The organism is Pseudomonas sp. BNK-15 (assembly GCF_047456105.1).
GTDB classification, from domain to species: Bacteria; Pseudomonadota; Gammaproteobacteria; order Pseudomonadales; family Pseudomonadaceae; genus Aquipseudomonas; species Aquipseudomonas putida_E.
This window is the reverse complement of record NZ_CP179898.1, coordinates 5,623,529-5,649,413: the sequence shown is the minus strand read 5'-3', so window position 1 is coordinate 5,649,413 and position 25,885 is coordinate 5,623,529. Positions and strand designations below refer to the sequence as shown.

The window sequence follows — 25,885 nt, the reverse complement described above, 5'->3', positions numbered from 1 at the left end:
CTTCGCGCGGGCTGCGGCTTGAGCGGTCAACTCACAACCTTAACCTGTCGATCATGATGAAATTCTTTCCATGCATGCACGTAGCGAGATTCGACTAACATTCAATCAGGATCGCCCGCAATCGAATGAGGACGACGGCTCAGGGCTTGCGGTACAGGAAGCCAAGCCGATCCTGCAGGCGCCACCGATGTACAAGGTGGTTTTGTTCAACGATGACTACACGCCGATGGATTTCGTCGTCGAAGTGCTCGAAACGTTCTTCAGTCTGAACCGCGAGCTGGCGACCAAGATCATGCTGACCGTCCATACCGAAGGGCGGGCAGTGTGCGGATTGTTTACCCGGGACATCGCCGAAACAAAGGCCATGCAGGTCAACCAATACGCCAGGGAAAGCCAGCATCCGCTACTCTGTGAAATCGAGAAGGACGGTTAATCGCCGACCACTTGGGTATGAGGTGAAGCTATGTTAAACCGCGAGCTCGAAGTCACCCTCAATCTTGCCTTCAAGGAGGCTCGTTCGAAGCGTCATGAGTTCATGACCGTCGAGCATCTGCTGCTGGCACTCCTTGACAATGAGGCTGCTGCGACCGTTCTGCGCGCCTGTGGCGCCAATCTCGACAAACTCAAGCATGACCTGCAAGAGTTCATCGATTCCACCACTCCCCTGATTCCCGTCAACGACGAGGATCGCGAAACCCAGCCGACCCTGGGCTTCCAGCGTGTGCTCCAGCGTGCCGTGTTCCACGTGCAAAGCTCTGGCAAGCGCGAAGTCACCGGTGCCAATGTGCTGGTGGCGATTTTCAGCGAACAGGAAAGCCAGGCCGTGTTCCTGCTCAAGCAGCAGAGCGTGGCCCGTATCGACGTGGTCAACTACATTGCCCACGGCATTTCCAAGGTGCCGGGCCACGGCTCGCACAGCGACAGCGACCCGGAAATGCAGGACGAGGAGGGCGGCGAGACGTCGTCCTCGAGTAACCCGCTGGATGCTTACGCCAGCAACCTGAATGAACTGGCCCGCGCTGGGCGGATCGACCCGCTGGTAGGGCGCGAGCAGGAAGTCGAGCGCGTGGCGCAGATCCTTGCCCGTCGGCGCAAGAACAACCCGCTGTTGGTCGGTGAGGCTGGTGTGGGCAAAACTGCCATCGCCGAAGGCCTGGCCAAACGCATCGTCGATGGCCAGGTGCCCGACCTGCTGTCGCAGAGCGTGGTGTATTCCCTCGACCTTGGCGCACTGCTGGCGGGTACCAAGTACCGCGGCGACTTCGAGAAGCGCTTCAAGGCGTTGCTCGGTGAGCTGCGCAAACGCCCACAGGCCATCCTGTTCATTGACGAAATCCACACCATCATTGGTGCCGGTGCTGCGTCGGGCGGCGTGATGGACGCGTCCAACCTGCTCAAGCCGCTGCTGTCTTCCGGCGAGATTCGCTGCATTGGTTCGACGACCTTCCAGGAGTTTCGCGGCATCTTCGAGAAGGACCGTGCCTTGGCGCGGCGCTTCCAGAAGGTGGATGTCAGCGAGCCGTCCGTCGAGGACACTGTGGGCATTCTGCGCGGCCTCAAGGGGCGCTTTGAAAGCCATCACAACATCGAGTACAGCGATGAAGCCCTGCGCGCCGCCGCTGAGCTGGCATCACGCTACATCAATGACCGCCACATGCCGGACAAGGCCATCGACGTGATCGACGAGGCCGGTGCGTATCAGCGCCTGCAGCCTGAGGCGAATCGGGTCAAGCGTATCGATGTGCCGCAAGTCGAGGATATCGTGGCCAAGATCGCGCGGATTCCGCCGAAGCACGTCACCAGCTCCGACAAGGAGCTGCTGCGTAACCTGGAGCGTGACCTGAAACTGACCGTGTTCGGTCAGGACCAGGCGATCGATTCGCTGGCTACGGCAATCAAGCTGTCCCGTGCAGGCCTCAAGGCACCGGACAAGCCGGTCGGCTCGTTCCTGTTCGCCGGCCCTACCGGGGTGGGCAAGACCGAAGCGGCACGCCAGTTGGCCAAGGCACTGGGCGTTGAGCTGGTGCGCTTCGACATGTCCGAGTACATGGAGCGGCACACTGTGTCACGCCTGATCGGCGCTCCTCCCGGGTATGTGGGGTTCGACCAGGGTGGCCTGCTGACCGAGGCGATCACCAAGCAGCCGCATTGCGTGCTGCTGCTCGATGAAATCGAGAAGGCGCACCCCGAAGTCTTCAACTTGCTGCTGCAGGTGATGGACCACGGTACGCTTACCGACAACAACGGGCGCAAAGCGGACTTCCGCAACGTGATCCTGATCATGACCACCAATGCCGGCGCTGAAACTGCGGCACGCGCTTCCATCGGTTTCACCCATCAGGACCATGCGTCCGATGCGATGGAAGTCATTCGCAAGAGCTTCACGCCGGAGTTCCGCAACCGTCTGGACACAATCATCCAGTTCGGCCGCCTGAGTCACGAGACGATCAAGAGCATCGTCGACAAGTTCCTCATCGAGCTTCAGGCGCAGCTGGAAGACAAGCGTGTGCTGCTTGAAGTCAGCGATGCCGCCCGCGGCTGGCTGGCGGCTTCTGGCTACGACGTGCAGATGGGTGCGCGGCCGATGGCGCGGCTTATCCAGGACAAGATCAAGCGGCCGCTGGCCGAGGAGATCCTGTTTGGCGAGCTGGCCGAGCATGGCGGTGTGGTGCACATCGACCTGCGCGATGGCGAGTTGGTGTTCGACTTCGAGACTACGGCAGAAGTAGCGTGACGCAAGGGGCCGCTTTGCGGCCCCAAGCAATTTTAGGGTACAAAAAAGCCCGGCACATGGCCGGGCTTTTTCATGGCTGGAGCTTAGCGCGCACGGTAGGTGATGCGGCCCTTGCTCAGGTCATAAGGCGTCAGCTCGACGCGGACCTTGTCGCCAGTGAGAATACGGATGTAGTTCTTGCGCATCTTTCCGGAGATGTGCGCGGTTACGACGTGCCCGTTTTCCAACTCCACGCGGAACATGGTGTTGGGCAGGGTGTCGACGACAGTACCTTCCATTTCGAAGCTGTCTTCTTTCGACATGCAGTTGAGCCCTCGGTGTCCAGTGTTGGCCCGACGCATAACCGCACCGGGCAAAAAAGTGGCGTGGATTATGCCGGAAAATAGTGTGTCAAGCCAATGCTTTCAGTTGAGGGTGACCCAACGCTGGTTGATCAGCAGTTCGATCGGGCGATACTGGGTCTTGTAGTTCATCTTCTTGCAGTTCTTGATCCAGTAGCCGAGGTATACCGCTTCGAGGTCCTGGCGCAGGGCTTCGGTGATTTGCCAAAGGATGGCAAAGCGCCCCAGGCTGCGCCGTTCTTCGTCGGGCTCGTAGAACGTGTACACCGCTGACAGCCCGTTGGGCAGCAGGTCGCACACCGCCACCGCCAGCAGGCGGCCTGCCAGGCGGAATTCGTAGAACCAGCAGAACGGCAAGTCGCGCACCAGAAAGGTGGAAAACTGATCGCGGCTTGGCGGGTACATGTCGCCATCGGCATGGCGGGTTTCGATGTAGCGCCGGTACAGGTCGAAATATTCTTCCTTGAACGCCGGCCGGGCAGCCGTCACGGTGAGGTCGGCATTGCGCTTGAGGATGCGCCGCTGCTGGCGGTTGGGGATGAAGCGTGCGGCCGGAATGCGGGCTGGAACGCAGGCATTGCAGTTCTGGCAATGTGGGCGGTACAGGTGGTCGCCACTGCGCCGAAAGCCCATCTCCGAAAGGTCGGCATACACATGCACGTCCATCGGCTGGCTGGGGTCGAGGAACAGGGTGGTCGCCTGCTCGTTCGGCAGATAGCTGCAGGAGTGGGGCTGAGTGGCATAGAACTTCAACCGCGCCAACTCTGTCATGGTCGACCCCTTCGGTGAGACTTTGCTTTAAGTGTAAGCCAGCTCTCGGAACTCGCCTAGCTGCGCCAGCTGGCACTGTTGGGCTGGTCGAGGTGGTGGGCTAGGTAATCGGCGAAGCTGGCGCGGCTGATGGCGCGGGCGCCCAGGCTATGCAGGTGTTCGGTCGGCATCTGGCAGTCGATCAGCACAAAGCCCGCCTCTTGCAGGTGCTTGACCAGGGTCACGAAGCCGACCTTGGAAGCATTGTCGGCGCGGCTGAACATCGACTCGCCGAAAAACAACCGCCCCATGGCCAGGCCGTACAGGCCGCCCACCAGTTCGCCGTTGTGGCGCACCTCCACCGAATGGGCGATACCGCGCCGGTGCAGCTCGCAGTAGGCGTTGCGCATGGTGTCGGTAATCCAGGTGCCGTCCGCGTAGTCACGCGGTGCCGCGCAGGCGTCGATCACGGCGGGGAAGTCGCTGTCGAAGCTGACCTGATAGCGCCCCTGGCGCAACAGCTTGGCCAGCGAGCGCGAGACATGCAGCTCGTCCGGGAACAGAACGGTGCGAGGGTTGGGCGACCACCAGAGGATGGGTTGGCCGTCCTGGTACCACGGGAAGCAGCCATGGCGATAGGCCTGCACCAGGCGCTCGGGGCTCAGGTCGCCACCAGCGGCGAGCAGGCCGTTAGGATCCTGCAGGGCCTTTTCCAGGGGTGGGAAGGTCAGCGAGTCGCGAGTCAGCCAGGTGAGCATGGTCTATCGTGCGGTGGGGGAGGGGAGGGGCAGCATGGCAAGGAGGGCGCTTTGGGTCAATGCTGGCCCATGTGGGGCCAGGCCTGCCTGCGTGTGCGTTCAGTCAGGCGATATGGTCGGCAATTTCCTACACATTCGTTAGGCTGCAGGCACCATCTGGCACATTTGCTGTCACACCTGTGCAAAAACACAGCATAAGCCTTTGTCACAAAAGAAAATGCATGCTCAAATTGCACCTATACGAAAGTCGCCCCCACCCAAACGCCATAGGGCGTGCCGCCATGGCGGCCGGCGGGCAGTAATGTTAAAAGTAGTGGTTCATTGGCCCGTTATCGGCCAATCACTACTGGACGCGCAGCACGCGCAGGAATAGACGCGTTTTGAAGAAATCCACCGCAACTCCAGCTCCTCTGCCTGTGCCCCTGTGGCGGCAGCAGCTGCATTACCGCCTCAAGGAAGGTGCGTTGATCGCTGTCGGCGCCCTGTGCCTGTACTTGTGGATGGCGCTGCTGACCTACGATACCTCCGACCCAGGCTTCAGCCACACCAGCAACGTCGACCAGGTGCAGAACGCTGCCGGGCGTGCCGGTGCGTACTTCGCCGACATCATGTTCATGGTGCTGGGCTACTTCGCCTACATCTTCCCTTTACTGCTGGCCATCAAAACCTGGCAGATCTTCCGCGAGCGCCATCAACCCTGGCAGTGGAGCGGCTGGTTGTTCTCCTGGCGCCTCATCGGCCTGGTGTTCCTGGTGCTGTCGGGTGCCGCTCTGGCGCATATCCATTTCCACCCCCCGGCGAGCCTGCCGTTCTCCGCCGGTGGTGCCTTGGGCGAAAGCCTCGGCGACCTGGCGCGCAACCTGCTCAACGTGCAGGGCAGCACGCTGATGTTCATCGCCCTGTTCCTGTTCGGCCTGACCGTGTTCACCGACCTCTCGTGGTTCAAGGTGATGGACATGACCGGCAAGATCACCCTCGACCTGTTCGAGCTCGTGCAAGGCGCGGCCAATCGCTGGTGGGAGGCGCGCAACGAGCGCAAACGCCTGGAGGCGCAGCTGCGCGAGGTGGACGAACCAAGGTTCGACGCGGCGCCGGCGGCTGCCGATAAACGCGAACCGGCCAAGGCGCAACTGCGCGAGCGCATCGGTGAGCGCGATGAGCCGCCCGCGCGCCCTGTCGTAGCCCAGCGCGAACCCATTGCCCCGCGCGAGACTGTTGTCCCACGTGAACCCTCGATTGCCCCTGTGATCATGCCGCCGGCAGCGCCGGCCAAGGCAGTGGAGCCGAGCAAGCGGGTGATGAAGGAAAAGCAGGCGCCGCTGTTCGTCGACAGCGCCGTGGAAGGTACCTTGCCGTCCATCTCCATCCTCGACCCGGCCGAGCAGAAGAAGATCGAGTATTCGCCAGAATCCCTGGCCGGCGTCGGTCAGTTGCTGGAAATCAAACTCAAGGAATTCGGCGTCGAAGTCTCGGTGGACTCCATCCACCCGGGCCCGGTCATTACCCGCTACGAAATCCAGCCTGCGGCCGGGGTCAAGGTCAGCCGCATCGCCAACCTGGCCAAGGACCTTGCGCGGTCGCTGGCCGTGACCAGTGTGCGGGTGGTCGAGGTCATACCCGGCAAGACCACCGTGGGTATCGAGATCCCCAACGAAAACCGGCAGATGGTGCGCTTCTCCGAGGTGCTGTCGACGCCGCAGTACGACGAGCAGAAGTCGCCCGTCACCCTGGCCCTGGGCCATGACATCGGCGGCAAGCCGGTGATCACCGACCTGGCCAAGATGCCACACCTGCTGGTGGCCGGTACCACCGGCTCCGGTAAGTCGGTGGGTGTGAACGCGATGATCCTGTCGATCCTGTTCAAGTCCGGCCCTGAAGACGCGCGCCTGATCATGATCGACCCAAAGATGCTCGAGCTGTCGATCTACGAAGGCATCCCGCACCTGCTGTGCCCGGTGGTCACCGACATGAAGGACGCCGCCAACGCGCTGCGCTGGAGCGTGGCCGAGATGGAGCGGCGTTACAAACTGATGGCGGCCATGGGCGTGCGTAACCTGGCCGGCTTCAACCGCAAGATCAAGGATGCCCAGGAGGCTGGCGAGATCATCCACGATCCGCTGTTCCGCCGCGAGAGCATGGAAGACGAGCCGCCGGCCCTGAAGACCCTGCCGACCATCGTGGTGGTGGTCGACGAATTCGCCGACATGATGATGATCGTCGGCAAGAAGGTCGAAGAGCTGATCGCCCGTATCGCCCAGAAGGCGCGGGCCGCCGGTATTCACCTCATCCTCGCCACCCAGCGCCCATCGGTGGACGTGATCACCGGCCTGATCAAGGCCAACATCCCGACCCGCATGGCGTTTCAGGTGTCGAGCAAGATCGACTCGCGCACCATCATCGACCAAGGTGGCGCCGAGCAGCTGCTCGGCCACGGTGACATGCTCTACATGCCGCCAGGTACCAGCCTGCCGATCCGGGTACACGGCGCATTCGTCTCCGACGATGAAGTGCACCGCGTGGTGGAAGCCTGGAAGCTGCGTGGCGCACCAGACTACAACGACGACATCCTCAACGGCGTCGAGGAAGCTGGCAGCGGCTTCGAAGGCGGTGGTGGCGGTGGCGGCGACGAGGATTCGGAAAGCGACGCCCTGTATGATGAGGCGGTGCAATTCGTCCTCGAAAGCCGTCGGGCGTCGATTTCGGCCGTGCAGCGCAAGCTGAAGATCGGCTACAACCGCGCCGCGCGCATGATCGAGGCGATGGAGATGGCCGGCGTGGTCACCCCAATGAACAGCAACGGCTCGCGGGAAGTGATTGCCCCGGGTGGCCCGCGCGACTGATGAACACCTTGCCGGGCGCCGACGGTGGCGCCCGGCTTCTTAAATGCTCAATGAGGATTAACATGCGCGCGATTCGCATGCTGTTGGTTTCTGCCCTGACCCTGGGTTCGCTATCGGCCACACTGTCGGCTCACGCTGGTGACCAGGACGTGCAGCGCCTGACCCAGTTGCTGGAAAAGTCGCAGACCATCGAGGCCAACTTCTCCCAGCTGACCCTGGATGCCGGCGGCACCAGCCTGCAGGAGACAACCGGCAAGATGACGGTCAAGCGCCCGGGCCTGTTCTACTGGCACACCGATGCTCCTCAGGAGCAGGTGGTGGTGTCCGACGGCAAGAACGTCACCCTCTGGGACCCTGACCTGGAGCAGGCCACCATCAAGAAACTCGATGTGCGCCTGAACCAGACCCCGGCGCTGCTGCTGTCCGGTGACGTGTCGAAGATCAGCCAGAGCTTCGACATCACCTCCAAGGAGCAGGGCGAAGTGATGGACTTCACCCTCAAGCCAACGACCAAGGACACCCTGTTCGATTCGCTGCGCGTGTCGTTCCGCCGTGGCCTGATCAACGACATGCAGCTGATCGACAGCGTCGGCCAGCGCACCAACATCCTGTTCAATGGCGTCAAGGCCAACCAGGCGGTGCCGGACAGCACCTTCAAGTTCGACATCCCGAAAGGCGCGGACGTCATCAAGGAGTAAGCAGAGCGCACCATGGACCTGTTTCGAAGCGAACCCGTTGCCCAGCCCCTGGCTGCCAGGCTACGCCCGTCCAACCTGGACGAGTATGTCGGCCAGGAGCACCTGCTGGCGCGTGGCAAACCGCTGCGTGAGGCGCTGGAGCAGGGTGCGCTGCACTCGATGATCTTCTGGGGGCCGCCGGGCGTGGGCAAGACCACGCTCGCACGGCTTCTGGCACAGTTTTGCGATGCGCACTTCGAGACGGTTTCTGCGGTACTGGCGGGGGTCAAGGAAATCCGCCAGGCCGTCGAGGTGGCCAAGCAGCAGGCCGGCCAGTATGGCCGCCGGACCATCCTGTTCGTCGATGAGGTGCACCGCTTCAACAAGTCCCAGCAGGATGCCTTCCTGCCCTTTGTCGAAGACGGCACGCTGATCTTCATCGGCGCCACCACCGAGAACCCGTCCTTCGAACTGAACAATGCTTTGCTCTCGCGGGCGCGGGTGTATGTGCTCAAGAGCCTGGACGAGCCTGCCTTGCGCAAGCTGGTCGACCGCGCACTCAAAGAAGAACGCGGCCTGGGCAAGCGCAACCTGAGCGTGGGCGACGACGCCTTCAAGATGCTCATGGCCGCCGCCGATGGCGATGGCCGGCGCATGCTCAACTTCCTCGAAAACGCCTCGGACCTGGCCGAAGATGGCGGCGAGATTGGCGTAGACCTGCTGCAGAGCTTGCTCGGTGACAGCCGCCGGCGCTTTGACAAAGGCGGCGAGGCCTTCTACGACCAGATTTCCGCCCTGCACAAGTCAGTGCGCGGCTCCAACCCGGACGCCGCGCTGTACTGGTTCGCGCGCATGCTCGATGGCGGCTGCGACCCGCTGTACATTGCCCGCCGCGTGGTGCGCATGGCCAGCGAGGACATCGGCAACGCCGACCCGCGGGCCCTGAGCCTGTGCCTGGCGGCCTGGGACGTGCAGGAGCGTCTGGGCAGCCCTGAGGGCGAGCTGGCGGTGGCTCAGGCCATTACCTATATTGCCTGCGCGCCAAAGAGCAACGCCGTGTACATGGGCTTCAAGACTGCCCTGCGCGAAGCCGCCGAGCACGGCTCGCTGGAGGTGCCCCTGCACCTGCGCAACGCCCCGACCAAGCTGATGAAGCAGCTCGGCTACGGCGAGGAGTACCGCTATGCCCACGACGAGCCCGATGCCTATGCTGCGGGTGAAGATTACTTCCCCGATCAGCTCGAGCCACGCCAGTATTATCAGCCCGTGCCCCGAGGGCTCGAGCTGAAGATCGGCGAGAAACTGCGTCACCTGGCCGACCTTGATCGCAGCAGCCCGCGTCAACGGAGAAAGCCGTGAGCGCTCTGTTCCATGGGCTGTTCCTGCGCTTTGGCCTTATCGTCGGCTTCATCGGTGGGCTGACGACGTTTTCCTCTTTTTCGCTCGATACCGTGCGCCTGATGGAAAGTGGGCAAGCGCCCCTGGCCGTGGGCTATACCGGTATTAGCGTGATGGGCGGGCTACTGGCCACCTGGGCCGGCCTGTCCCTGACCCGACTCTGAACCAACCTACACACATAACGAGAGAACGACATGCTCGATTCCAAACTGTTACGCGGCCAACTTCAGGAAGTGGCGGACCGCCTCGCCTCCCGTGGCTTCAGCCTGGATGTCGCGCGCATCGAATCGCTGGAAGAGCGCCGCAAGGCGGTGCAGACCCGCACCGAGCAGCTGCAGGCCGAGCGTAACGCCCGCTCCAAATCGATCGGCCAGGCCAAGGCCAAGGGCGAGGACATCGCGCCGCTGATGGCTGACGTCGAACGCATGGCCAATGAGCTGGCCGCTGGCAAGGTCGAGCTGGACGGCATCCAGGCCGAACTGGATGGCATTGTCCTGACCATCCCCAACCTGCCGGACGCTAGCGTGCCGGTCGGTGCCAGTGAGGACGACAACGTCGAAGTGCGCCGTTGGGGCACGCCGAGGGCATTCGATTTTGAAATCAAGGACCACGTCGCCTTGGGCGAGATCAGCGGTGGCCTGGACTTCGAAGCAGCTGCCAAGCTGTCGGGCGCCCGCTTTGCCGTGCTGCGCGGCCCGATTGCCCGCCTGCACCGTGCCTTGGCGCAGTTCATGATCAACCTGCACACCGGTGAGCATGGCTACGAAGAACACTACACCCCCTACCTGGTCCAGGCTCCGGCCTTGCAGGGCACCGGCCAGCTGCCGAAATTCGAGGAGGACCTGTTCAAGATCACCCGCGAAGGCGAAGCCGACTTCTACCTGATCCCGACCGCTGAAGTGTCGCTGACCAACCTGGTGGCCGGCGAGATCATCGACGCCAAGCAGCTGCCGCTCAAGCTGGTCGCCCACACCCCGTGCTTCCGCAGTGAGGCTGGCGCTTCGGGCCGTGACACGCGCGGCATGATCCGCCAGCACCAGTTCGACAAGGTCGAGATGGTCCAGGTGGTCGAGCCGTCCAAGTCCATGGAAGCCCTGGAAGGCCTCACCGCCAACGCCGAGCGCGTGTTGCAGCTGCTGGAGCTGCCCTACCGCGTACTGGCCCTATGCACCGGTGACATGGGCTTCGGCGCCGTGAAGACCTACGACCTGGAAGTGTGGGTGCCAAGCCAGGACAAGTACCGCGAGATCAGCTCCTGCTCCAACTGTGGTGACTTCCAGGCGCGCCGCATGCAGGCCCGCTGGCGCAACCCGGAAACCGGCAAGCCGGAGCTGGTGCACACCCTCAATGGCTCGGGCCTGGCCGTAGGCCGTACCCTGGTCGCTGTGCTGGAAAACTACCAGCAGGCCGATGGCTCCATCCGTGTGCCGGAAGTGCTCAAGCCCTACATGGGCGGTGTCGAGGTCATCCGCTAAATGGATTACCTGCCGCTGTTCCACAAGCTGCAGGGCGGCCGCGTGCTGGTCGTCGGCGGCGGCGAGATCGCCTTGCGCAAGGCGCGCCTGCTAGCCGATGCTGGCGCCGCGCTGCGGGTGGTGGCGCCCGAGGTCGACGGCCAACTGGCTGCGCTGGCCCGTGAAGGTGGCGGTGAGGTCCTGGTGCGTGGTTATCAGGCGGCCGACCTGGTCGGCTGCCGCCTGGTGATCGCAGCCACCGACGATCCCGGGCTCAATGCCCAGGTGTCGGCGGATGCGCAGGCGCTTTGCGTGCCGGTCAACGTGGTGGATGCACCGGCCCTGTGCACGGTGATCTTCCCGGCCATTGTCGACCGTTCGCCCTTGGTGGTTGCGGTATCCAGCGGCGGTGACGCCCCGGTGCTGGCGCGCCTGATTCGCGCCAAGCTGGAAACCTGGATCCCGTCCACTTATGGCGAACTGGCCGCCTTGGCGGCGCGCTTCCGGCACAAGGTCAAGGCGCTGTACCCGGATGTCAATCAGCGGCGCGGCTTCTGGGAGACCGTGTTCCAGGGCCCGATCGCCGAGCGTCAGCTGGCCGGGCAGGGTGCCGAGGCCGAGCGGCTGTTGCAGGCCATGGTCGACGGTGCGCCGGTGCAGCAGGGTGGTGAGGTGTATCTGGTGGGGGCGGGGCCGGGTGATCCGGACTTGCTCACCTTCCGTGCCTTGCGCCTGATGCAGCAGGCCGATGTGGTGTTGTATGACCGCCTGGTGGCGCCGGCAATCATTGAAATGTGCCGCCGCGATGCCGAACGCATCTACGTCGGCAAACGCCGCGCCGAGCATGCCGTGCCGCAGGACCAGATCAACCGGCTGCTGGTCGACCTGGCCCGCGAGGGTAAGCGCGTGTTGCGCCTGAAGGGAGGCGACCCGTTCATTTTCGGCCGTGGTGGCGAAGAGATCGAAGAGCTCGCCGAGCATGGCATCCCGTTCCAGGTGGTGCCCGGTATTACCGCGGCCAGTGGTTGCTCTGCCTATGGTGGCATTCCGCTGACCCACCGCGATTATGCCCAGTCGGTGCGTTTCGTGACCGGCCACCTCAAGGACGGTACCAGCAACCTGCCTTGGAATGACCTGGTGGCGCCGAACCAGACCTTGGTGTTCTACATGGGCCTGGTAGGGTTGCCGACCATTTGCGCCGAGCTGATTCGCCATGGGCGTGCATCGAGCACGCCTGCGGCGTTGGTGCAGCAGGGGACTACGCGCAATCAGCGGGTGTTCACTGGCACCTTGGCCGACCTGCCAGCATTGGTGGCCGAGCATGAAGTACATGCGCCGACCCTGGTGATTGTCGGGGAAGTGGTGCAGTTGCGCGAAAAGCTGGCCTGGTTCGAAGGTTCGCAGCAAGACCAGTAATAGCGGGGCCGCTTTGCGGCCCATCGCCGGCAAGCCGGCTCCCACATGTACTGCGCAGCTCACCACCCTGTGTGAGCCGGCTTGCCGGCGATGGGCTGCAACGCAGCCCCAACTTTCTCAGCCCCAGATCCCTTTGCCTGGCAACCGCTCCCGATCATGCGGCAGGTTGAAGTCCTGCAGCGGCCCCTTGGGCACGATTCCGTTCGGGTTGATGGTCTTGTGGCTCATGTAATAGTGCTTCTGGATGTGCTCCATGTTCACCGTCGGCGCCACACCCGGCCACTGGTACAGCTCACGCAGCCAGTTTGACAGGTTCGGGTAGTCGCTCAACCGGCGCAGGTTGCACTTGAAGTGGCCGTGATACACCGCATCGAAGCGCACCAGCGTGGTAAACAGGCGCACATCGGCCTCGGTCAGGTGCTCGCCTGCCAGGTAACGTTGGCGGTCCAGCAGCGCTTCCAGGTAGTCCAGCTCGTTGAACACTTCGTCGAACGCAGCCTCGTAGGCTTCTTGCGTAGTGGCGAAGCCTGCACGGTAAACACCATTGTTCACCGCTGGGTAGATGCGTGCATTGAGCGCTTCGATGGTCGGGCGCAGCGGCTGCGGATACAGGTCGAGGGTATTGCCTGTCAGTTCGTTGAAGGCGCTGTTGAAGATACGGATGATCTCCGCCGACTCGTTGTTGACGATGCGCTTTTCCTTTTTGTCCCACAATACGGGCACGGTCACGCGGCCTGTGTAGTGCGGGTCATCTTGGGTATAGCGCTGGTGCATGAATTCCAGGGCGTCGAGGTGATCGCCCGTGGAGCCCTGTTGCTGGTCGAAGGTCCAGCCGTTTTCCTGCATCAGCCAGCTGACCACCGACACATCGATCAGCGGCTCCAGGCCTTTGAGCGCACGCACGATCAGGGTGCGGTGAGCCCATGGACAGGCCAGCGACACATACAGGTGGTAGCGACCGGCTTCGGGGGCGGGCAACTGATTGCGGCGCTGGGCGTTCTCGCGCTTGAAGGCGCCATCCTTGCCGTTTTCGTACCACTGGTCGTGCCAGCGGCCGTCGATCAAAAGGCCCATGGTGAGCTCCTCGGAACAAAGTTGTTTGTCGTTGGAGCCCAGTCTAGGGCAAAGCGTTCGAATAAATAGCGCAAAGACTGCGCAAAAATGATCTAGTTATTCGATTGGTTTCGAGCGCCCCAATAGCCGCGTGCGGTCGCGAACGCCTGCTCCCGGTCCTGCCCCAAGCCGCGCAACGCCAGGGCCATGGTCGCCACCACGGCCATTTCCCCATAGCTGTCCTGAGCCTCGCCACGCCAAACCGCCAGCAGTTGTTCGGGCTGCAGGCTTGCAGGTTTTACATGGCGCCGCTCACTCAGCGCCGGCCACTCTTCGTCCCAGTTTTCACCTGCGCTGGTGCCGTACAGGTGGCTGATGACATCCGGGTTGACTTCGATTTCGCCGCCATCGCCCTTGATGACCACCGCATGGTCACCCAGCAGCCGGCTGGCCTCGCGGTGTACGGCCTGGTAGCCGGGGTGGAAGATGCTCTGCAGGCCGCAGCGGGCGCTCAGCGGGTTGAGCACGCGGGCCAGCGAATGGATGGGGGAGCGCAGGCCAAGTATGTTGCGCAGGTCAATCATGCGCTGCAGTTGCGGGGCCCAATCGTGCAGCGGGAAAAACGCCAGGCGTTGCTGGTCCAGTGCTTGCTCGACAGCAGACCAATCGCGGCACAGCGCAATGTCCAGCAGGGCCAACAATTGCTCGGTGTACATGCGCCCGGCGGTGTGGGCGCCACCACCGTGCATCAGGATGCGCACGCCGTTGGCGGCCAGGCATTTGGCGGCCAGCAGGAACCAGGGCAGGTGGCGCTTCTTGCCGGCATAGCTGGGCCAGTCCAGGTCGACAGCGATGCGTGGTGCATGCAGTTGGGCGCGCAGGGCCTCGGTAAAGCCGGCCAGCTCCTCGGCGCTCTCTTCCTTGTGCCGCAGCAACATGAGGAAGGCACCGAGCTGAGTGTCTTCAACCTTGCCTTCAAGCAGCAGGGCCATGGCGGCTCGGGCTTCCTCACGGGTGAGGCTGCGGGCACCGCGTTTGCCTTTGCCAAGGATGCGCACGAATTCGGCGAACGGGTGTTCGGCCGGGGTTTGAAGGGTGAGCGGGCGAGCGTCTGTCATATGCAATTGGTCGGCTTGGGCAGGCCCGCCAGCTTGGCGGCGAGTTTGGCGGGGGTGCCGTTGAACAGGCGGTTGAGGTGCGGGCTGTTGCCCTTTTCAGGGCCCAGCTTTAGCGCGGTGTACTTGATCAGCGGGCGGGTGGCCGGAGACAGCTGGAATTCCTCATAGAACTGGCGTAGCAGTTCCAGCACTTCCCAGTGTTCGGCGGTCAGGGCAATGCCTTCGCGCGCGGCCAGTGCCTCGGCGACGGCGTGGGACCAGTCTTGCAGGTCGACCAGAAAGCCGTCCTTGTCCAGGGCGATTGCCTGGTTGTCTACGGTCAGGGTGTTCATAGCCAGCTGTTGACCTTGTCATAGTGCAACGACAACGCGACGAACGCTGGGTAGTCCACGGCCTTTGCCAGCCCGCTGCTGACGCTGCGCGCCTGCAGGTCTTCGTCGAGGGCGAACAGGCGTTGTTCCAGCGCTGCCGCCTGCAGCAGGCGCTGTGGTTCGCTGCCGTCACGCAGGGCATAAACCGCATCGCCGCACAGCAGCAAGGCATCTTCGTCGCCGAGCAGGCGCAGGCAGCTGCCCAGGCGATCATCGCCGAAGGGCGAGTGGGATATCACATGCAAGGTCGGCATCAGAGCGTCACCACTTGGTCGAAACGGGCAATCAGTGCCTTCAGGGCCGCGTCGTCCAGCACCTCAACGGGCAGGGCCAGGGTGTCGGCAGCAAGCCCGCGAAGGGCCAGGCTGTGCTGGCAAGCGAACAGCTCCTCCACACCGAACATCGGCAGTGCCTGCAGGTTGGCGGCCAGATTCTTTTGTTGCACGGCAACCGGTTGCTGATCAGGGGCAAGCTGGAACACGCCGTCATCGAGGAACAGCATGCCCAGTGGCAGATCGAAAGCGCCGCCGGCCAATGCGATGTCCAGCGCTTCGCGGGCAGACGGGCCGGTCCAGGGCGCCTGGCGGCTGATGATCAACAGGGATTTGGCCATTTCAATCGCCTCCAAAGCAGACCAGGCGGTCGGCCAGCTGTGCCGCTTCATGCAATTGGCCCAGGCCGGACAGCTCCCACGGTTTGGGCAGGTTCACCGCCGGGCGCTGGTAGCGGCCGGCTTCGGCTTCGTCGAGCACGCCGCGGCGTAAGGCAGCGGCGATGCACACCACGGCGTCCAGCTGGTGCTGCTCGACAAAAGCGCGCCACTGGGCGGCGATGTCCTGTTCGTCCTGGGGCGCGACCACGTTGGCCGAGGCGCTGTGAACACCGTCCTGATAGAAGAACAACCGGGCAATCTCATGCCCGCCGGCCAGCACCGCCTCGGCGTAGCGCAAGGCGCGCCGCGAGGAGGGCGCATGGGCCGGGGAAAAAACCGCGATAGCGAATTTCATGGGCAACTCGTGTAAAGGAATGCGGCCATGATAAAGCAAAAAGCCCGCGCGGGTGGGCGCGGGCTGGTTGGCCGGGGAGGGGCTATCAGGCGTGTTCCTTGCTCTCTGGCAGGAACCAGTTCAGCACCAGGGCGCAGATGCCACCGGTGGCAACGCCCGACTCCAGTACGTTGCGAATGGCCGCCGGCATGTGCGCCAGGAACTCCGGAACCTGGGCCACGCCCAAGCCCAACGCCAACGACACGGCGATGATCAGCAGTGCACGGCGGTCCAGGCGCGTGCTGGCCAGAATGTTGATGCCCGAAGCGGCCACGGCACCGAACATGACCATGGCCGCGCCGCCCAGCACAGGCTCAGGCACAGCCTGAATCACGCCGGCAACACTCGGGAACAAGCCCAGTACCACTAGCATCACGGCAATCCAGATACCGATGTGACGGCTGGCGATGCCGGTCAGCTGAATCACGCCGTTGTTCTGCGCGAAGATCGAGCTGGGGAAGGTGTTGAACAGGCCCGCCAGCAGCGAGTTGGCACCGTTGACCAGCACGCCGCCCTTGATGCGCTGCATCCACACCGGGCCTTCGACCGGTTGGCGCGAGACCTTGCTGGTGGCTGTAACGTCGCCGATGGCTTCGAGCGAGGTCACCAGGTAGATCACCAGCATCGGGATGAACAGCGCCCACGAGAAACCGAGGCCAAAGTGCAGCGGCGTCGGTACCTGGAACAGTGCAGCTTCATGCATGCCGGTGAAGTCCAGCCGGCCGAGGTAACCCGCCAGGGCGTAACCCACCGCCAGGGCGATGACGATGGCGCAGCTGCGCATCCACACCACCGGGATGCGGTTCAGGATGACGATGATTGCCAGCACCACGCCCGACAGCAGCAGGTTCTCACCATTGGCGAAGGTGCCATTGGCCATGGCGCCAAAGCCGCCGCCCATGCTGATCAAACCGACCTTGATCAGGGTCAGGCCGATCATCAGCACCACAATGCCCGTCACCAACGGCGTGATCAGACGCTTGACGAAGGGCAGGATGCGCGACACGCCCATCTCGACGAACGAGCCGGCGATCACCACGCCGAAGATCGCTGCCATCACGCTTTCGACAGGCGTACCCTGTTTGACCATCAGCGCACCACCGGCAATCAGTGGGCCGACAAAGTTGAAGCTGGTGCCCTGCACGATCAGCAAGCCCGCGCCAAACGGCCCAAACCGCTTGCACTGCACGAAGGTGGCGATACCCGAGATGACCAGCGACATCGACACGATCAGGTTGGTATCACGCGCCGAAACACCCAACGCCTGGCAGATCAGCAGGCCTGGGGTCACGATCGGCACGATGATCGCCAGCAGGTGCTGCAGCGCCGCCAGCAGGCCGATAAGCAGCCGTGGCTTGTCCTCGAGGCCAAGCACCAGTTCGTTGGCAGGCGCATCCGCGCCCGGGCTGTGTTCGTGTGAGCTCATCGGTGAAGCTGCCCCGGAAGAAAAAAGGAGCGCATTCTACGGGGTGAAGGGGGATTGCGGTAGTGGCGCGCACGATGGCAGCAAGATCGGCGAGCATTCGGGTAATAACCTGACTTTTAGGTCAGCCGGCACAGAAAGGGCGGGCTACAGCATACAGGCCTGCACATACCCACAAAAAAGCCCGCCGAAGCGGGCTTTTTCAACGGGCTCAAGCAACCGGTATCAGTCGTCGCGACCCATGATGCCGAACAGTTGCAGCAAGCTGACAAACAGGTTGTAGATCGAGACATACAGGCTGATGGTCGCCATGATGTAGTTACGCTCACCGCCGTGGATGATCGCGCTGGTCTGGAACAGGATGCAGACCGACGAGAACAGCACGAAGCCAGCGCTGATCGCCAGTTGCAGGCCGCTGATCTGGAAGAAGAAGCTTGCTACTACGGCGCCCAGCAGGACGAACAAGCCGGCGGTGATGAAACCGCTGAGGAAGCTCATGTCCTTGCGCGAGATCAGCACATAAGCCGACAGGCCACCGAACACCAGGGCCGTCATGGCGAAGGCCGAGCTGACCACCTCAGCGCCACCGGCCATGCCCAGGTAACGGTTGAGGATTGGGCCGAGGATGAAGCCCATGAAGCCGGTGAGAGCGAAGGTGGAAACCAGGCCCCAGACCGAATCACGCAGTTTGTTGGTGAGGAAGAACAGGCCGTAGAAGCCGATCAGCACGACGAAGATGTTCGGGTAGCCGACACGCATCTGCTGGGCAACGAAAGCCATGACACCGCTGAAGGCGAGGGTGAGTGCCAGCAGGCTGTAGGTGTTGCGCAGGACCTTGCTGACCTCGCGCTGCTCGACCTGTTGGCCGCTGTGTACGGCATAATCCTGTTCGCGCATGGCGACACTCCTTGGTAAACCTGTGGTTTTGGAACGTTCAGATGCTAGGAGTCTATCAGAGCTCCTGCAACCGGCGACATAGAGAGTTTGACAGCGTGTTTCATTACGGTATTATGGCGGCCGCAAAACGAGCTGGAAGCGTGGCCGAGTGGTTTAAGGCAACGGTCTTGAAAACCGTCGATGGGCAACTATCCTAGAGTTCGAATCTCTACGCTTCCGCCATATTCTCAGCAAAAGCCCCGATTATTCGGGGCTTTTGCGTTTCTGGGGTTGGGGATGCCGATAGGCGTGGGCCTTTAAGTTAAAGGCGGGAAATGCTTTGTCTACACATCTCGTGTCGTGCCTCTTTCTCAGCGCATCATGCCCAACTCGGCATCATCCATCAGCGCCTTGGCCAACGCACTCAGGTAATGCGCTGCCCAGACCATCATCGGTTTCTCATCCATCACACCGATGACCGTCAATTCCCGCACATAGCCCATCAGTTCCGAAGCTTGCTCACGCGCATCCTGGCAGGGAATGCCGGCTTCGATGCGAAACAGTGGATGGGTCTGGTTTTCACCTTGAAAGAACGTGGTTTTGCCTACAGTGGTTTTTACGTTCGGCTCATCGCTAGTCATTGATCTCTCCCAAGCATCCAGGGCCTGGGCGGGCACCTTCGCGGGTAAGCTGCGCCCTTTGTCGCGACACCGGCCTCACTCAATGCCGCGCACCCGTGGCAGCCGGCTTGCCGGCGATAGGGCCAGCCCAGGCAACACAGGGTTGTCGACTTAGTGCAGCGTTCGCGGCTCAGTCGGCATCTGGACCTGAATCAATGCCGCCTCGAGCAGCACACGCAGCGAGTCGAGTTCATGTGTCGACGCCATCAGCAGGGCCGACGCAGGCGACCGCGGCTGAACCAGCATTGCCTGATGCGTAACGGCTAGCGCGCAGTTAGCGAAGTCTGCGGCCTGGATGAGCGTATCTTCGAGAGAGTGAAGGGTGTGGGGTGGATCAGGGACTATCTTTAACATTCCTATATCTCCAAAGGAAGCGCACCTATCCTGCTGTCAAACAGTTTGGGTGGCAGCTGTGTGCAGGTTGACAGACCGGCGGACATAGGAAGTTCCGGCGCACGCAAGCGTGCCCCACACACAGCCGCCATTGAAGGCGCTGCCTACCTACATACCGTTACGGCCTGTCAAAGCCATGTCGCTGACGTGCAGCAACAGGCCGAGACTAGAGCGCCAGCAGGGCGACCGCAACGGAAAACAGGCGGCTGAAGTATGTTTGGGAAATGGACTACAAGAAAGGGAAAAAATCTGATTTTCTGACACAAAGACAAACCGGTATCGCGCCTGTTATCCATTGGCATCCACAGTTACGCTCATTTACAGAGTTTGGGGGCTGCCAATACAGCCATTTCAATGCGGAGGCGGACGCATTTGGCGTACCGCCTGGCACGTCAGGGAATCAGTGCATCATCCCCAACTCGGCATCATCCATCAGCGCCTTGGCCAACGCACTCAAGTAGTGCGCTGCCCAGACCATCATCGGTTTCTCATCCATCACACCGATGACCGTCAATTCCCGCACATAGCCCATCAGTTCCGAAGCTTGCTCACGCGCATCCTGGCAGGGAATGCCGGCTTCGATGCGAAACAGTGGATGGGTCTGGTTCTCACCTTGAAAGAACGTGGTCTTGCCTGCAGTGGTTTTTACGTTCGGCTCATCGCAAGTCATTGATCTCTCCCAGGCCTTCAGGGCCTGGGCGGGCACCTTCGCGGATAAGCTGCGCCCTTTGTCGCGACACTGGCCTCACTCAATGCCGCGCACCTGTGGCAGCCGGCTTGCCAGCGATAGAGCCAGCCCAGGCAACACAGGGTTATCGATTTAGTGCAGCGTTCGCGGCTCAGTCGGCATCTGGACCTGAATCAATGCCGCCTCGAGCAGCACACGCAGCGACTCGAGTTCATGGGTCGACGCCATCATCAGGGCCGACGCAGGCGACCGCGGCTGAACCAGTATCGCCTGATGCGTAACAGCTAGCGCGCAGTTAGCGAAGTCTGCGGCCTGGATGAGCGTATCTTCTAGAGAGTGAAGGGCGTGGGGTGGATCGGGAACCATCTTCAACATCGCTTATTACCTCTATGGATGCCGTCACCTCGCCGCCGTCAAACAGAAGGGTGGCAGCTGTACGTGGGTTGACAGACCGGCGGAATAAGCAAAGTTCCGGCGCACGCAAGCGTGCCCCACGCACAGCCACCATAGAAGGAAAGCCATGTGCTTAAACCGTTACGGCCTGTCAAAGCCGTGTCGCTGATGTGCAGCAACAGGCCGAGACTAGAGCGCCAGCAGGGCGACCGCAACGGAAAATAGGCGCCTGAAGTATGTTTGGGAAATGGACTACAAGAAAGGGAAAAAATCTGATTTTCTGACACAAAGACAAACCGGTATCGCGCCTGGTATCCATTGGCATCTACAGTTACGCTCATTTACAGAGCTTGAGGCTGCCAATACAGCCATTTCATTGCGGAGGCGGACGCATTTGGCGTACCGCCTGGCACATCAGGATATCAGCGCATCATCCCCAACTCGGCATCATCCATCAGCGCCTTGGCCAACGCACTCAGGTAATGCGCCGCCCAGACCATCATCGGTTTCTCATCCATCACGCCGATGACCGTCAGTTCCCGCACATAACCCATCAGTTCCGAAGCTTGCTCCCGGGCATCTTGGCAGGGAATGCCGGCTTCGATGCGAAACAGTGGATGGGTCTGGTTTTCACCTTGAAAGAACGTGGTCTTGCCTACAGTGGTTTTTACGTTCGGCTCATCGCTAGTCATTGATCTCTCCCAAGCATCCAGGGCCTGGGCGGGCACCTTCGCGGGTAAGCTGCGCCCTTTGTCGCGACACCGGCCTCACTCAATGCCGCGCACCTGTGGCAGCCGGCTTGCCAGCGATAGAGCCAGCCCAGGCAACACAGGGTTATCGATTTAGTGCAGTGTTCGCGGCTCAGCCGGCATCTGGACCTGAATCAATGCCGCCTCGAGCAGCACACGCAGCGACTCGAGTTCATGTGTCGACGCCATCATCAGGGCCGACGCAGGCGACCGCGGCTGAACCAGTATCGCCTGATGCGTAACGGCTAGCGCGCAGTTAGCGAAGTCTGCGGCCTGGATGAGCGTATCTTCGAGAGAGTGAAGGGCGTGGGGTGGATCGGGGACTATCTTTAACATTATCCAATTCCTTGTAAGTGCGGCGACCTCTCTGCTGTCAAACAGAAGGGTGGCAGCGGTACGTGGGTTGACAGACCGGTGGAATTGGCAAGTTCCGGCGCACGCAAGCGTGCCCACACGTACAGCCGCCATAAAGATAGCTGTATGCCAAATACCGTCGCGGCCTGTCAAAGCCATGTCGCTGATGTGCAGCAACAGGCCGAGACTAGAGCGCCAGCAGGGCGACCGCAACGGAAAACAGGCGGCTGAAGTATGTTTGGGAAATGGACTACAAGAAAGGGAAAAAATCTGATTTCCGAACACAAACAGAAACCAGCCGGACCCAGAACTGACCTTTACTCAGGGCAGCCAAAGGTACAAGCGCATGCCTCATGCCGTGTTCGCGACGCTGTTTCGTACAGCTACAGCGTCCGTAGCATCTCCCAGAACGATGCCCCTACGCCCGTGATGCTTTCACCGGCAATCAACCCAGCTGCCGCTGTGATCGCAAAGCGCTCCGTGACGCTCGGCCATCGGCAGTTGACCAGCCAGGTAAGTACTGCGCCAAACCCCATCATCATCGCGATCGACGCCGGCAATATGAATGCCAGCCCCAGTGCGGCGGTGCTCGGCAGCCAGCGGGCCGCCCGTTGCGGTAGCAGGCTGTCCAGCGTGCCCAACAGCACGCCTACAACGCTGCCGACCAAAATCGCCCAGCGAATCTCCGGCGATAGTGCTCCCAGCCCAACTGTCAGCGTCTGGGCCACCGCTTTCCAGGTCGCGACAGCCGGGGCAGGCCACTGCTCGGTAAGCAGCATGGCCTGCGGATCCGGTATCAGCATCAGGTAAACCAGCACGCCGACCACGCTGCCGATGAAAATACCGATGCATTGGGCAACGAGTTGCTTGTGCGGGGTCGCGCCGATCGCCAGGCCAACCTTGAAGTCGTTCATCAGGTCGGTGGACTGCCCGGCTGCGCCACCCGCCGTATTGGCGCTCATCAGGTTGATGGCCACCTGGCCCGGGGCGATTAGGCCGAAGCCGAGCTGCGACAGTTTGCCAATCGCGCCAATCGGTGCGATGCCGGTGGCCCCCACGACGCGCGCGGCGACGACGGCAAGGCAAATCGCCAAAGGAATGCTCAACAACGCCATCCACCAGTCGATCCCGAACAGCAGCGCCTGCAGGGCGACGACCAGAGCGACGGATAGCAGCAGGCCGGATGCAGGCCCTGGCGACAAGCGTATTCTGGCGCGCGGCGCCCGGTGTGCAAGCGCATTTGCAGGCAACCGCCGTGACACTCGGAACAGACGAACTGCCAATGAAGTCAGGGTCGCACAGACCATCAGGCTTACGCCCGGCCACAACAGCCACTCCACCAGCGCCGCGAACTGGGGGCCGCTGGCGTTCGGGTCGATCACTACCAATGTGTGGTCGATCAGCCACGGCGCTAGCCCGCCCCAAGCCAGTGCGGCGCCGAACAGCAACGTCAGGCCAACTCGAATGCCGATGATGCCGCCAAAACCGATGAGCAACAGCGAAGGATCGACAGTAAAGGTCAGGCGCTCGAGCGCAGGCGTGGGTGCCCAGCGTGGTATCGCCCAGACGAAGCCGTCAATCCACTTCACCAGCCCTGACAGCAGCGCGGCACCGCAGAGAACCTTGATGCGAGACATGGCTTCGCGCCCATGATGGTAAATCTGCTGCAGCGTTTCCAGGGTCGCCATGCCTTCGGGGAACTTCAGGTCATGGTCGTTGAGCAAGGCGGGGCGCAGATACCAGGCGATCCAGATGCCCAGGAAGCTTACCGAGAAAACCCAGGCCATCATCGGCAGCGGGTCCAGTTGGTGGCCGGTGAGCAGCGTATAGGCCGGGATCGGCGCCACCAGCCCGCCGGAAATGATGGAAGCGGCGGCCGACGCCACAGTCTGGTTGATGTTGCTTTCGTGCAACGTCCAAACGGGCCGCTCCTTCTTGCGGCCCGCGATACCCTGCCACAGGGCGAAGCCGACCAGCAAAGCGATGATCGACATGTTGAATGACCAGCCGATCTTGAGCCCGGCATAGACATTCGAAGGCGTGAGCAAAATGCCCAGCACCGCGCCGGTGAGCACAGCCCGCAGGCTCAGCTCACGTTCGATGCGAACCCTTGGTAGGGCGGCGGCTGGAGCATGTCCCATTGCAAATCCCTTTCTAGATGGCGCGAGCGCTGTCTGCACAACTGAGCCCGCAAAGCCATGAAGGTTCAGTAGCAGACAGTGTGACCCGGCCGGGAAAGAGATTTGACCCGGTTTGGCTATCTGCCAGTTATTGCGGTGCGCGGATGGGTAGCGCTTTTGAAATGGACGGTGCAATGGGCGATGAGACAAGCCACTGCAAATCGTGAGCAAAAGAAAGCCCGCCGGGAGGGGCGGGCAAAGGAGCGTCTATCACGTAGGGATAGCTTTAGTCTCTGCTTGGTGCCGTGAAAATTGAGTGAAAGAAAAGTCAGTGCGATGTGACGTGCGTCATTCTCATAACGGCTGCTACACCTGTCATCGCTCTTGGCGCTGCTGCAGCGCAATGCCGAAACCCCTCTGGCATGAAGGTTTCAGGCCTGCGTGGGCTCATTCGAGCCGGGGAAAACCGATTTTCTGAAAACAACCAGAAACCTGAACTAAAAAGCCCGGGGCTTTCACAAGCCCCGGGCCCTTTCTTCAGCAGCAAACCACTATCAGTGGAACTGCTCTTCCTCGGTCGAACCGGTCAGCGCCGTCACCGACGATGCGCCACCCTGAATCACGGTGGTCATGTCGTCGAAGTAGCCGGTGCCCACTTCCTGCTGGTGCGCCACGAAGGTGTAGCCTTTGCTGGCGTCGGCGAACTCCTGCTCTTGCAGCTTCACGTAGGCGGTCATGTCGTTGCGGGCGTAGTCGTGCGCCAGGTTGAACATGCCGTGCCACATGTTGTGGATACCAGCCAGGGTGATGAACTGGTGTTTGTAGCCCATGGCCGACAGCTCGCGCTGGAATTTGGCGATGGTGGCGTCGTCCAGGTTCTTCTTCCAGTTGAAGGAAGGCGAGCAGTTGTACGACAGCAGTTGGTCCGGGTATTCCTTCTTGATCGCTTCGGCGAAGCGGCGGGCTTCGTCCAGGTCTGGCTTGGCGGTTTCGCACCAGATCAGGTCGGCGTACGGCGCGTAGGCAAGGCCGCGGGCGATGGCCTGGTCGAGGCCGGCGCGGACCTTGTAGAAGCCTTCACGGGTACGCTCACCGATCACGAACGGCTGGTCGTACGGGTCGCAATCGCTGGTCAGCAGGTCGGCGGCGTTGGCGTCGGTACGGGCCAGGATGATGGTCGGTACGCCCGATACGTCAGCGGCCAGGCGCGCTGCAACCAGCTTCTGCACGGCTTCCTGGGTAGGTACCAGAACCTTGCCGCCCATGTGGCCACACTTTTTCACCGAGGCCAGCTGGTCTTCGAAGTGCACGCCGGCGGCGCCCGCTTCGATCATGTTCTTCATCAGTTCGTAGGCGTTCAACACGCCGCCGAAACCGGCCTCAGCGTCCGCCACGATTGGCGCGAAGTAGTCGATGTAGCCTTCGTCGCCCGGGTTCTTGCCGGCTTTCCACTGGATCTGGTCGGCGCGGCGGAACGAGTTATTGATGCGCTTGACCACAGTCGGTACGGAGTCGACCGGGTACAGCGACTGGTCAGGGTACATGGACTCGGCCGAGTTGTTGTCGGCGGCCACCTGCCAGCCAGACAGGTAGATGGCCTGGATGCCGGCCTTGACCTGCTGCACTGCCTGGCCGCCGGTCAGGGCGCCCATGCAGTTGACGAAATCTTTTTCTGGGCGGAAGGACGGGTGGGCACCCTCGGTGACCAGCTTCCACAGTTTTTCTGCACCCAGGCGGGCCAGGGTGTGCTCCGGCTGCAGGGAGCCACGCAGGCGAACGACATCGGCGGCGGTGTAGGTACGGGTCACGCCTTTCCAGCGCGGGTTTTCGGCCCAGTCTTTCTCGAGGGCTGCAATTTGCTGTTCGCGTGTCAGTGCCATGGAAATAAACCTCGTCGCATCGATCTTGGGGTAATTGTGCTGATGCTCACGAAGCGAATCAGGGGTGTGGCGGCTGTCCTGTTCGGGGGAGTGCGGCGGCGAACGCGAAGGCTCGAAGGGGGAAGGAGTTGCAGTCTGGGCGAGGGCATGCGCCGGCAGGTCGGCTCGTGGATGCCTTGCTGCGGTGCTACGCGATTGCCAGAACTGCGGTGATGCGCTTCCGTCCCTCGGGACAACTTCTTCGTTGCAGTCGCAATCCCGTCGAACCGCCTTGTGGGCCGTATAGACACGAGGTGCCTCCAAGGGTGGGAGGAGGGCGCCTCGAAGGCCCTTGCCAGGGCCCCTGATTAGCGGGAGCGAGGCCATCATGCCC

The 25,885-nt window shown here is 61.9% G+C and carries 26 protein-coding genes, 1 tRNA gene and 1 pseudogene; 9 read left to right on the top strand and 19 right to left on the bottom strand.

From position 1 onward, the window contains the following. Positions 1 to 70: 70 nt before the first annotated feature. Positions 71 to 433: an ATP-dependent Clp protease adapter ClpS gene (clpS, locus tag ACMGF5_RS26090; protein WP_012315251.1), complete on the top strand. Its 363-nt coding sequence runs from the start codon at positions 71 to 73 to the stop codon at positions 431 to 433. A 30-nt stretch (positions 434 to 463) separates the two neighbouring features. Beyond that, positions 464 to 2,734: an ATP-dependent Clp protease ATP-binding subunit ClpA gene (gene clpA, locus ACMGF5_RS26085; protein WP_046788265.1), complete on the top strand. Its 2,271-nt coding sequence runs from the start codon at positions 464 to 466 to the stop codon at positions 2,732 to 2,734. 83 nt (positions 2,735 to 2,817) lie between these two features. On the opposite strand, the gene infA is transcribed toward clpA, so the two are convergent. The 3 genes from infA to aat all read right to left on the bottom strand — a co-directional run bounded on the left by infA (position 2,818) and on the right by aat (position 4,583). Next, positions 2,818 to 3,036: a translation initiation factor IF-1 gene (gene infA / locus ACMGF5_RS26080; protein ID WP_002553999.1), complete on the bottom strand. Its 219-nt coding sequence runs from the start codon at positions 3,034 to 3,036 to the stop codon at positions 2,818 to 2,820. 102 nt (positions 3,037 to 3,138) lie between these two features. Beyond that, complete coding sequence (locus ACMGF5_RS26075; RefSeq protein ID WP_046788264.1) at positions 3,139 to 3,846, bottom strand: arginyltransferase; 708 nt, start codon at positions 3,844 to 3,846, stop codon at positions 3,139 to 3,141. 56 nt (positions 3,847 to 3,902) lie between these two features. Further along, on the bottom strand, positions 3,903 to 4,583 hold the full coding sequence (aat, locus tag ACMGF5_RS26070; protein ID WP_046788263.1) for a leucyl/phenylalanyl-tRNA--protein transferase: 681 nt from the start codon (positions 4,581 to 4,583) through the stop codon (positions 3,903 to 3,905). A 320-nt stretch (positions 4,584 to 4,903) separates the two neighbouring features. Here aat and ACMGF5_RS26065 point away from each other — a divergent pair, with 320 nt between their 5' ends. The 6 genes and pseudogenes from ACMGF5_RS26065 to cysG all read left to right on the top strand — a co-directional run bounded on the left by ACMGF5_RS26065 (position 4,904) and on the right by cysG (position 12,368). Then, a complete protein-coding gene (locus ACMGF5_RS26065; RefSeq protein ID WP_371928080.1) occupies positions 4,904 to 7,423 on the top strand; it encodes a DNA translocase FtsK in 2,520 nt (839 codons plus the stop codon). A gap of 62 nt (positions 7,424 to 7,485) precedes the next feature. Further along, a complete protein-coding gene (gene lolA / locus ACMGF5_RS26060; protein WP_414157477.1) occupies positions 7,486 to 8,121 on the top strand; it encodes an outer membrane lipoprotein chaperone LolA in 636 nt (211 codons plus the stop codon). A gap of 12 nt (positions 8,122 to 8,133) precedes the next feature. Continuing rightward, a complete protein-coding gene (locus ACMGF5_RS26055) occupies positions 8,134 to 9,459 on the top strand; it encodes a replication-associated recombination protein A (protein WP_414157476.1) in 1,326 nt (441 codons plus the stop codon). Positions 9,460 to 9,464: 5 nt separating this feature from the next. After that, positions 9,465 to 9,662 (top strand): annotated as a pseudogene (locus tag ACMGF5_RS26050) (CrcB family protein); the annotation flags it as partial. 30 nt (positions 9,663 to 9,692) lie between these two features. Next, entirely contained in the window at positions 9,693 to 10,973 is a 1,281-nt protein-coding gene (gene serS, locus ACMGF5_RS26045) for a serine--tRNA ligase (RefSeq protein WP_046788260.1), read from the top strand. Continuing rightward, positions 10,974 to 12,368, top strand: a complete 1,395-nt coding sequence (cysG, locus tag ACMGF5_RS26040; RefSeq protein ID WP_115274337.1) for a siroheme synthase CysG — start codon at positions 10,974 to 10,976, stop codon at positions 12,366 to 12,368. Positions 12,369 to 12,485: 117 nt separating this feature from the next. On the opposite strand, the gene ACMGF5_RS26035 is transcribed toward cysG, so the two are convergent. From ACMGF5_RS26035 to ACMGF5_RS26000, 8 genes are all read right to left on the bottom strand, one after another. Beyond that, a complete protein-coding gene (locus ACMGF5_RS26035; protein WP_046788258.1) occupies positions 12,486 to 13,442 on the bottom strand; it encodes a glutathione S-transferase family protein in 957 nt (318 codons plus the stop codon). A gap of 92 nt (positions 13,443 to 13,534) precedes the next feature. Beyond that, positions 13,535 to 14,539, bottom strand: a complete 1,005-nt coding sequence (locus ACMGF5_RS26030; RefSeq protein ID WP_115274338.1) for a glycosyl transferase family protein — start codon at positions 14,537 to 14,539, stop codon at positions 13,535 to 13,537. Further along, the gene (locus ACMGF5_RS26025) at positions 14,536 to 14,871 is read right to left on the bottom strand and encodes a TusE/DsrC/DsvC family sulfur relay protein (RefSeq protein ID WP_046788256.1); all 336 of its coding nucleotides are present in this window, start codon (positions 14,869 to 14,871) and stop codon (positions 14,536 to 14,538) included. The genes ACMGF5_RS26030 and ACMGF5_RS26025 overlap by 4 nt, the downstream gene beginning before the upstream one ends. Further along, positions 14,868 to 15,164 carry a sulfurtransferase complex subunit TusB gene (gene tusB / locus ACMGF5_RS26020; RefSeq protein ID WP_281869155.1) on the bottom strand — a complete coding sequence of 99 codons (297 nt, stop codon included), beginning with the start codon at positions 15,162 to 15,164 and terminating at the stop codon, positions 14,868 to 14,870. The genes ACMGF5_RS26025 and tusB overlap by 4 nt, the downstream gene beginning before the upstream one ends. Then, entirely contained in the window at positions 15,164 to 15,523 is a 360-nt protein-coding gene (gene tusC, locus ACMGF5_RS26015) for a sulfurtransferase complex subunit TusC (protein WP_174142241.1), read from the bottom strand. Before tusC ends, tusB begins: the two co-directional genes overlap by 1 nt. 1 nt (position 15,524) lies before the next feature. Continuing rightward, positions 15,525 to 15,917 carry a sulfurtransferase complex subunit TusD gene (tusD, locus tag ACMGF5_RS26010; RefSeq protein WP_046788254.1) on the bottom strand — a complete coding sequence of 131 codons (393 nt, stop codon included), beginning with the start codon at positions 15,915 to 15,917 and terminating at the stop codon, positions 15,525 to 15,527. A gap of 85 nt (positions 15,918 to 16,002) precedes the next feature. Then, complete coding sequence (locus tag ACMGF5_RS26005; RefSeq protein ID WP_046788253.1) at positions 16,003 to 17,382, bottom strand: nucleobase:cation symporter-2 family protein; 1,380 nt, start codon at positions 17,380 to 17,382, stop codon at positions 16,003 to 16,005. Positions 17,383 to 17,604: 222 nt separating this feature from the next. Next, positions 17,605 to 18,276 (bottom strand): Bax inhibitor-1/YccA family protein, encoded by a 672-nt coding sequence (locus ACMGF5_RS26000; protein WP_414157475.1) that lies wholly within the window; start codon positions 18,274 to 18,276, stop codon positions 17,605 to 17,607. Between the two features lie 134 nt (positions 18,277 to 18,410). On the opposite strand from ACMGF5_RS26000, the gene ACMGF5_RS25995 reads away from it, so the two are divergent. Continuing rightward, a tRNA-Ser gene (locus ACMGF5_RS25995) sits at positions 18,411 to 18,498 on the top strand. Between the two features lie 128 nt (positions 18,499 to 18,626). Here ACMGF5_RS25995 and ACMGF5_RS25990 read toward each other — a convergent pair. The 8 genes from ACMGF5_RS25990 to aceA all read right to left on the bottom strand — a co-directional run bounded on the left by ACMGF5_RS25990 (position 18,627) and on the right by aceA (position 25,512). After that, positions 18,627 to 18,896: a DUF3077 domain-containing protein gene (locus tag ACMGF5_RS25990; RefSeq protein ID WP_012315232.1), complete on the bottom strand. Its 270-nt coding sequence runs from the start codon at positions 18,894 to 18,896 to the stop codon at positions 18,627 to 18,629. Positions 18,897 to 19,046: 150 nt separating this feature from the next. Beyond that, positions 19,047 to 19,289 carry a hypothetical protein gene (locus ACMGF5_RS25985; RefSeq protein WP_231386172.1) on the bottom strand — a complete coding sequence of 81 codons (243 nt, stop codon included), beginning with the start codon at positions 19,287 to 19,289 and terminating at the stop codon, positions 19,047 to 19,049. Positions 19,290 to 19,728: 439 nt separating this feature from the next. Then, positions 19,729 to 19,998, bottom strand: a complete 270-nt coding sequence (locus tag ACMGF5_RS25980; protein ID WP_414157474.1) for a DUF3077 domain-containing protein — start codon at positions 19,996 to 19,998, stop codon at positions 19,729 to 19,731. 150 nt (positions 19,999 to 20,148) lie between these two features. After that, entirely contained in the window at positions 20,149 to 20,391 is a 243-nt protein-coding gene (locus ACMGF5_RS25975) for a hypothetical protein (protein ID WP_115274350.1), read from the bottom strand. Positions 20,392 to 20,831: 440 nt separating this feature from the next. Then, complete coding sequence (locus tag ACMGF5_RS25970) at positions 20,832 to 21,101, bottom strand: DUF3077 domain-containing protein (protein WP_012315232.1); 270 nt, start codon at positions 21,099 to 21,101, stop codon at positions 20,832 to 20,834. Positions 21,102 to 21,251: 150 nt separating this feature from the next. Next, positions 21,252 to 21,494 (bottom strand): hypothetical protein, encoded by a 243-nt coding sequence (locus ACMGF5_RS25965; protein WP_039604129.1) that lies wholly within the window; start codon positions 21,492 to 21,494, stop codon positions 21,252 to 21,254. A 401-nt stretch (positions 21,495 to 21,895) separates the two neighbouring features. Further along, positions 21,896 to 23,653 (bottom strand): OPT family oligopeptide transporter, encoded by a 1,758-nt coding sequence (locus tag ACMGF5_RS25960; RefSeq protein ID WP_119687449.1) that lies wholly within the window; start codon positions 23,651 to 23,653, stop codon positions 21,896 to 21,898. A 533-nt stretch (positions 23,654 to 24,186) separates the two neighbouring features. Further along, the gene (gene aceA, locus ACMGF5_RS25955) at positions 24,187 to 25,512 is read right to left on the bottom strand and encodes an isocitrate lyase (protein WP_012315229.1); all 1,326 of its coding nucleotides are present in this window, start codon (positions 25,510 to 25,512) and stop codon (positions 24,187 to 24,189) included. Between the last annotated feature and the right edge of the window lie 373 nt (positions 25,513 to 25,885).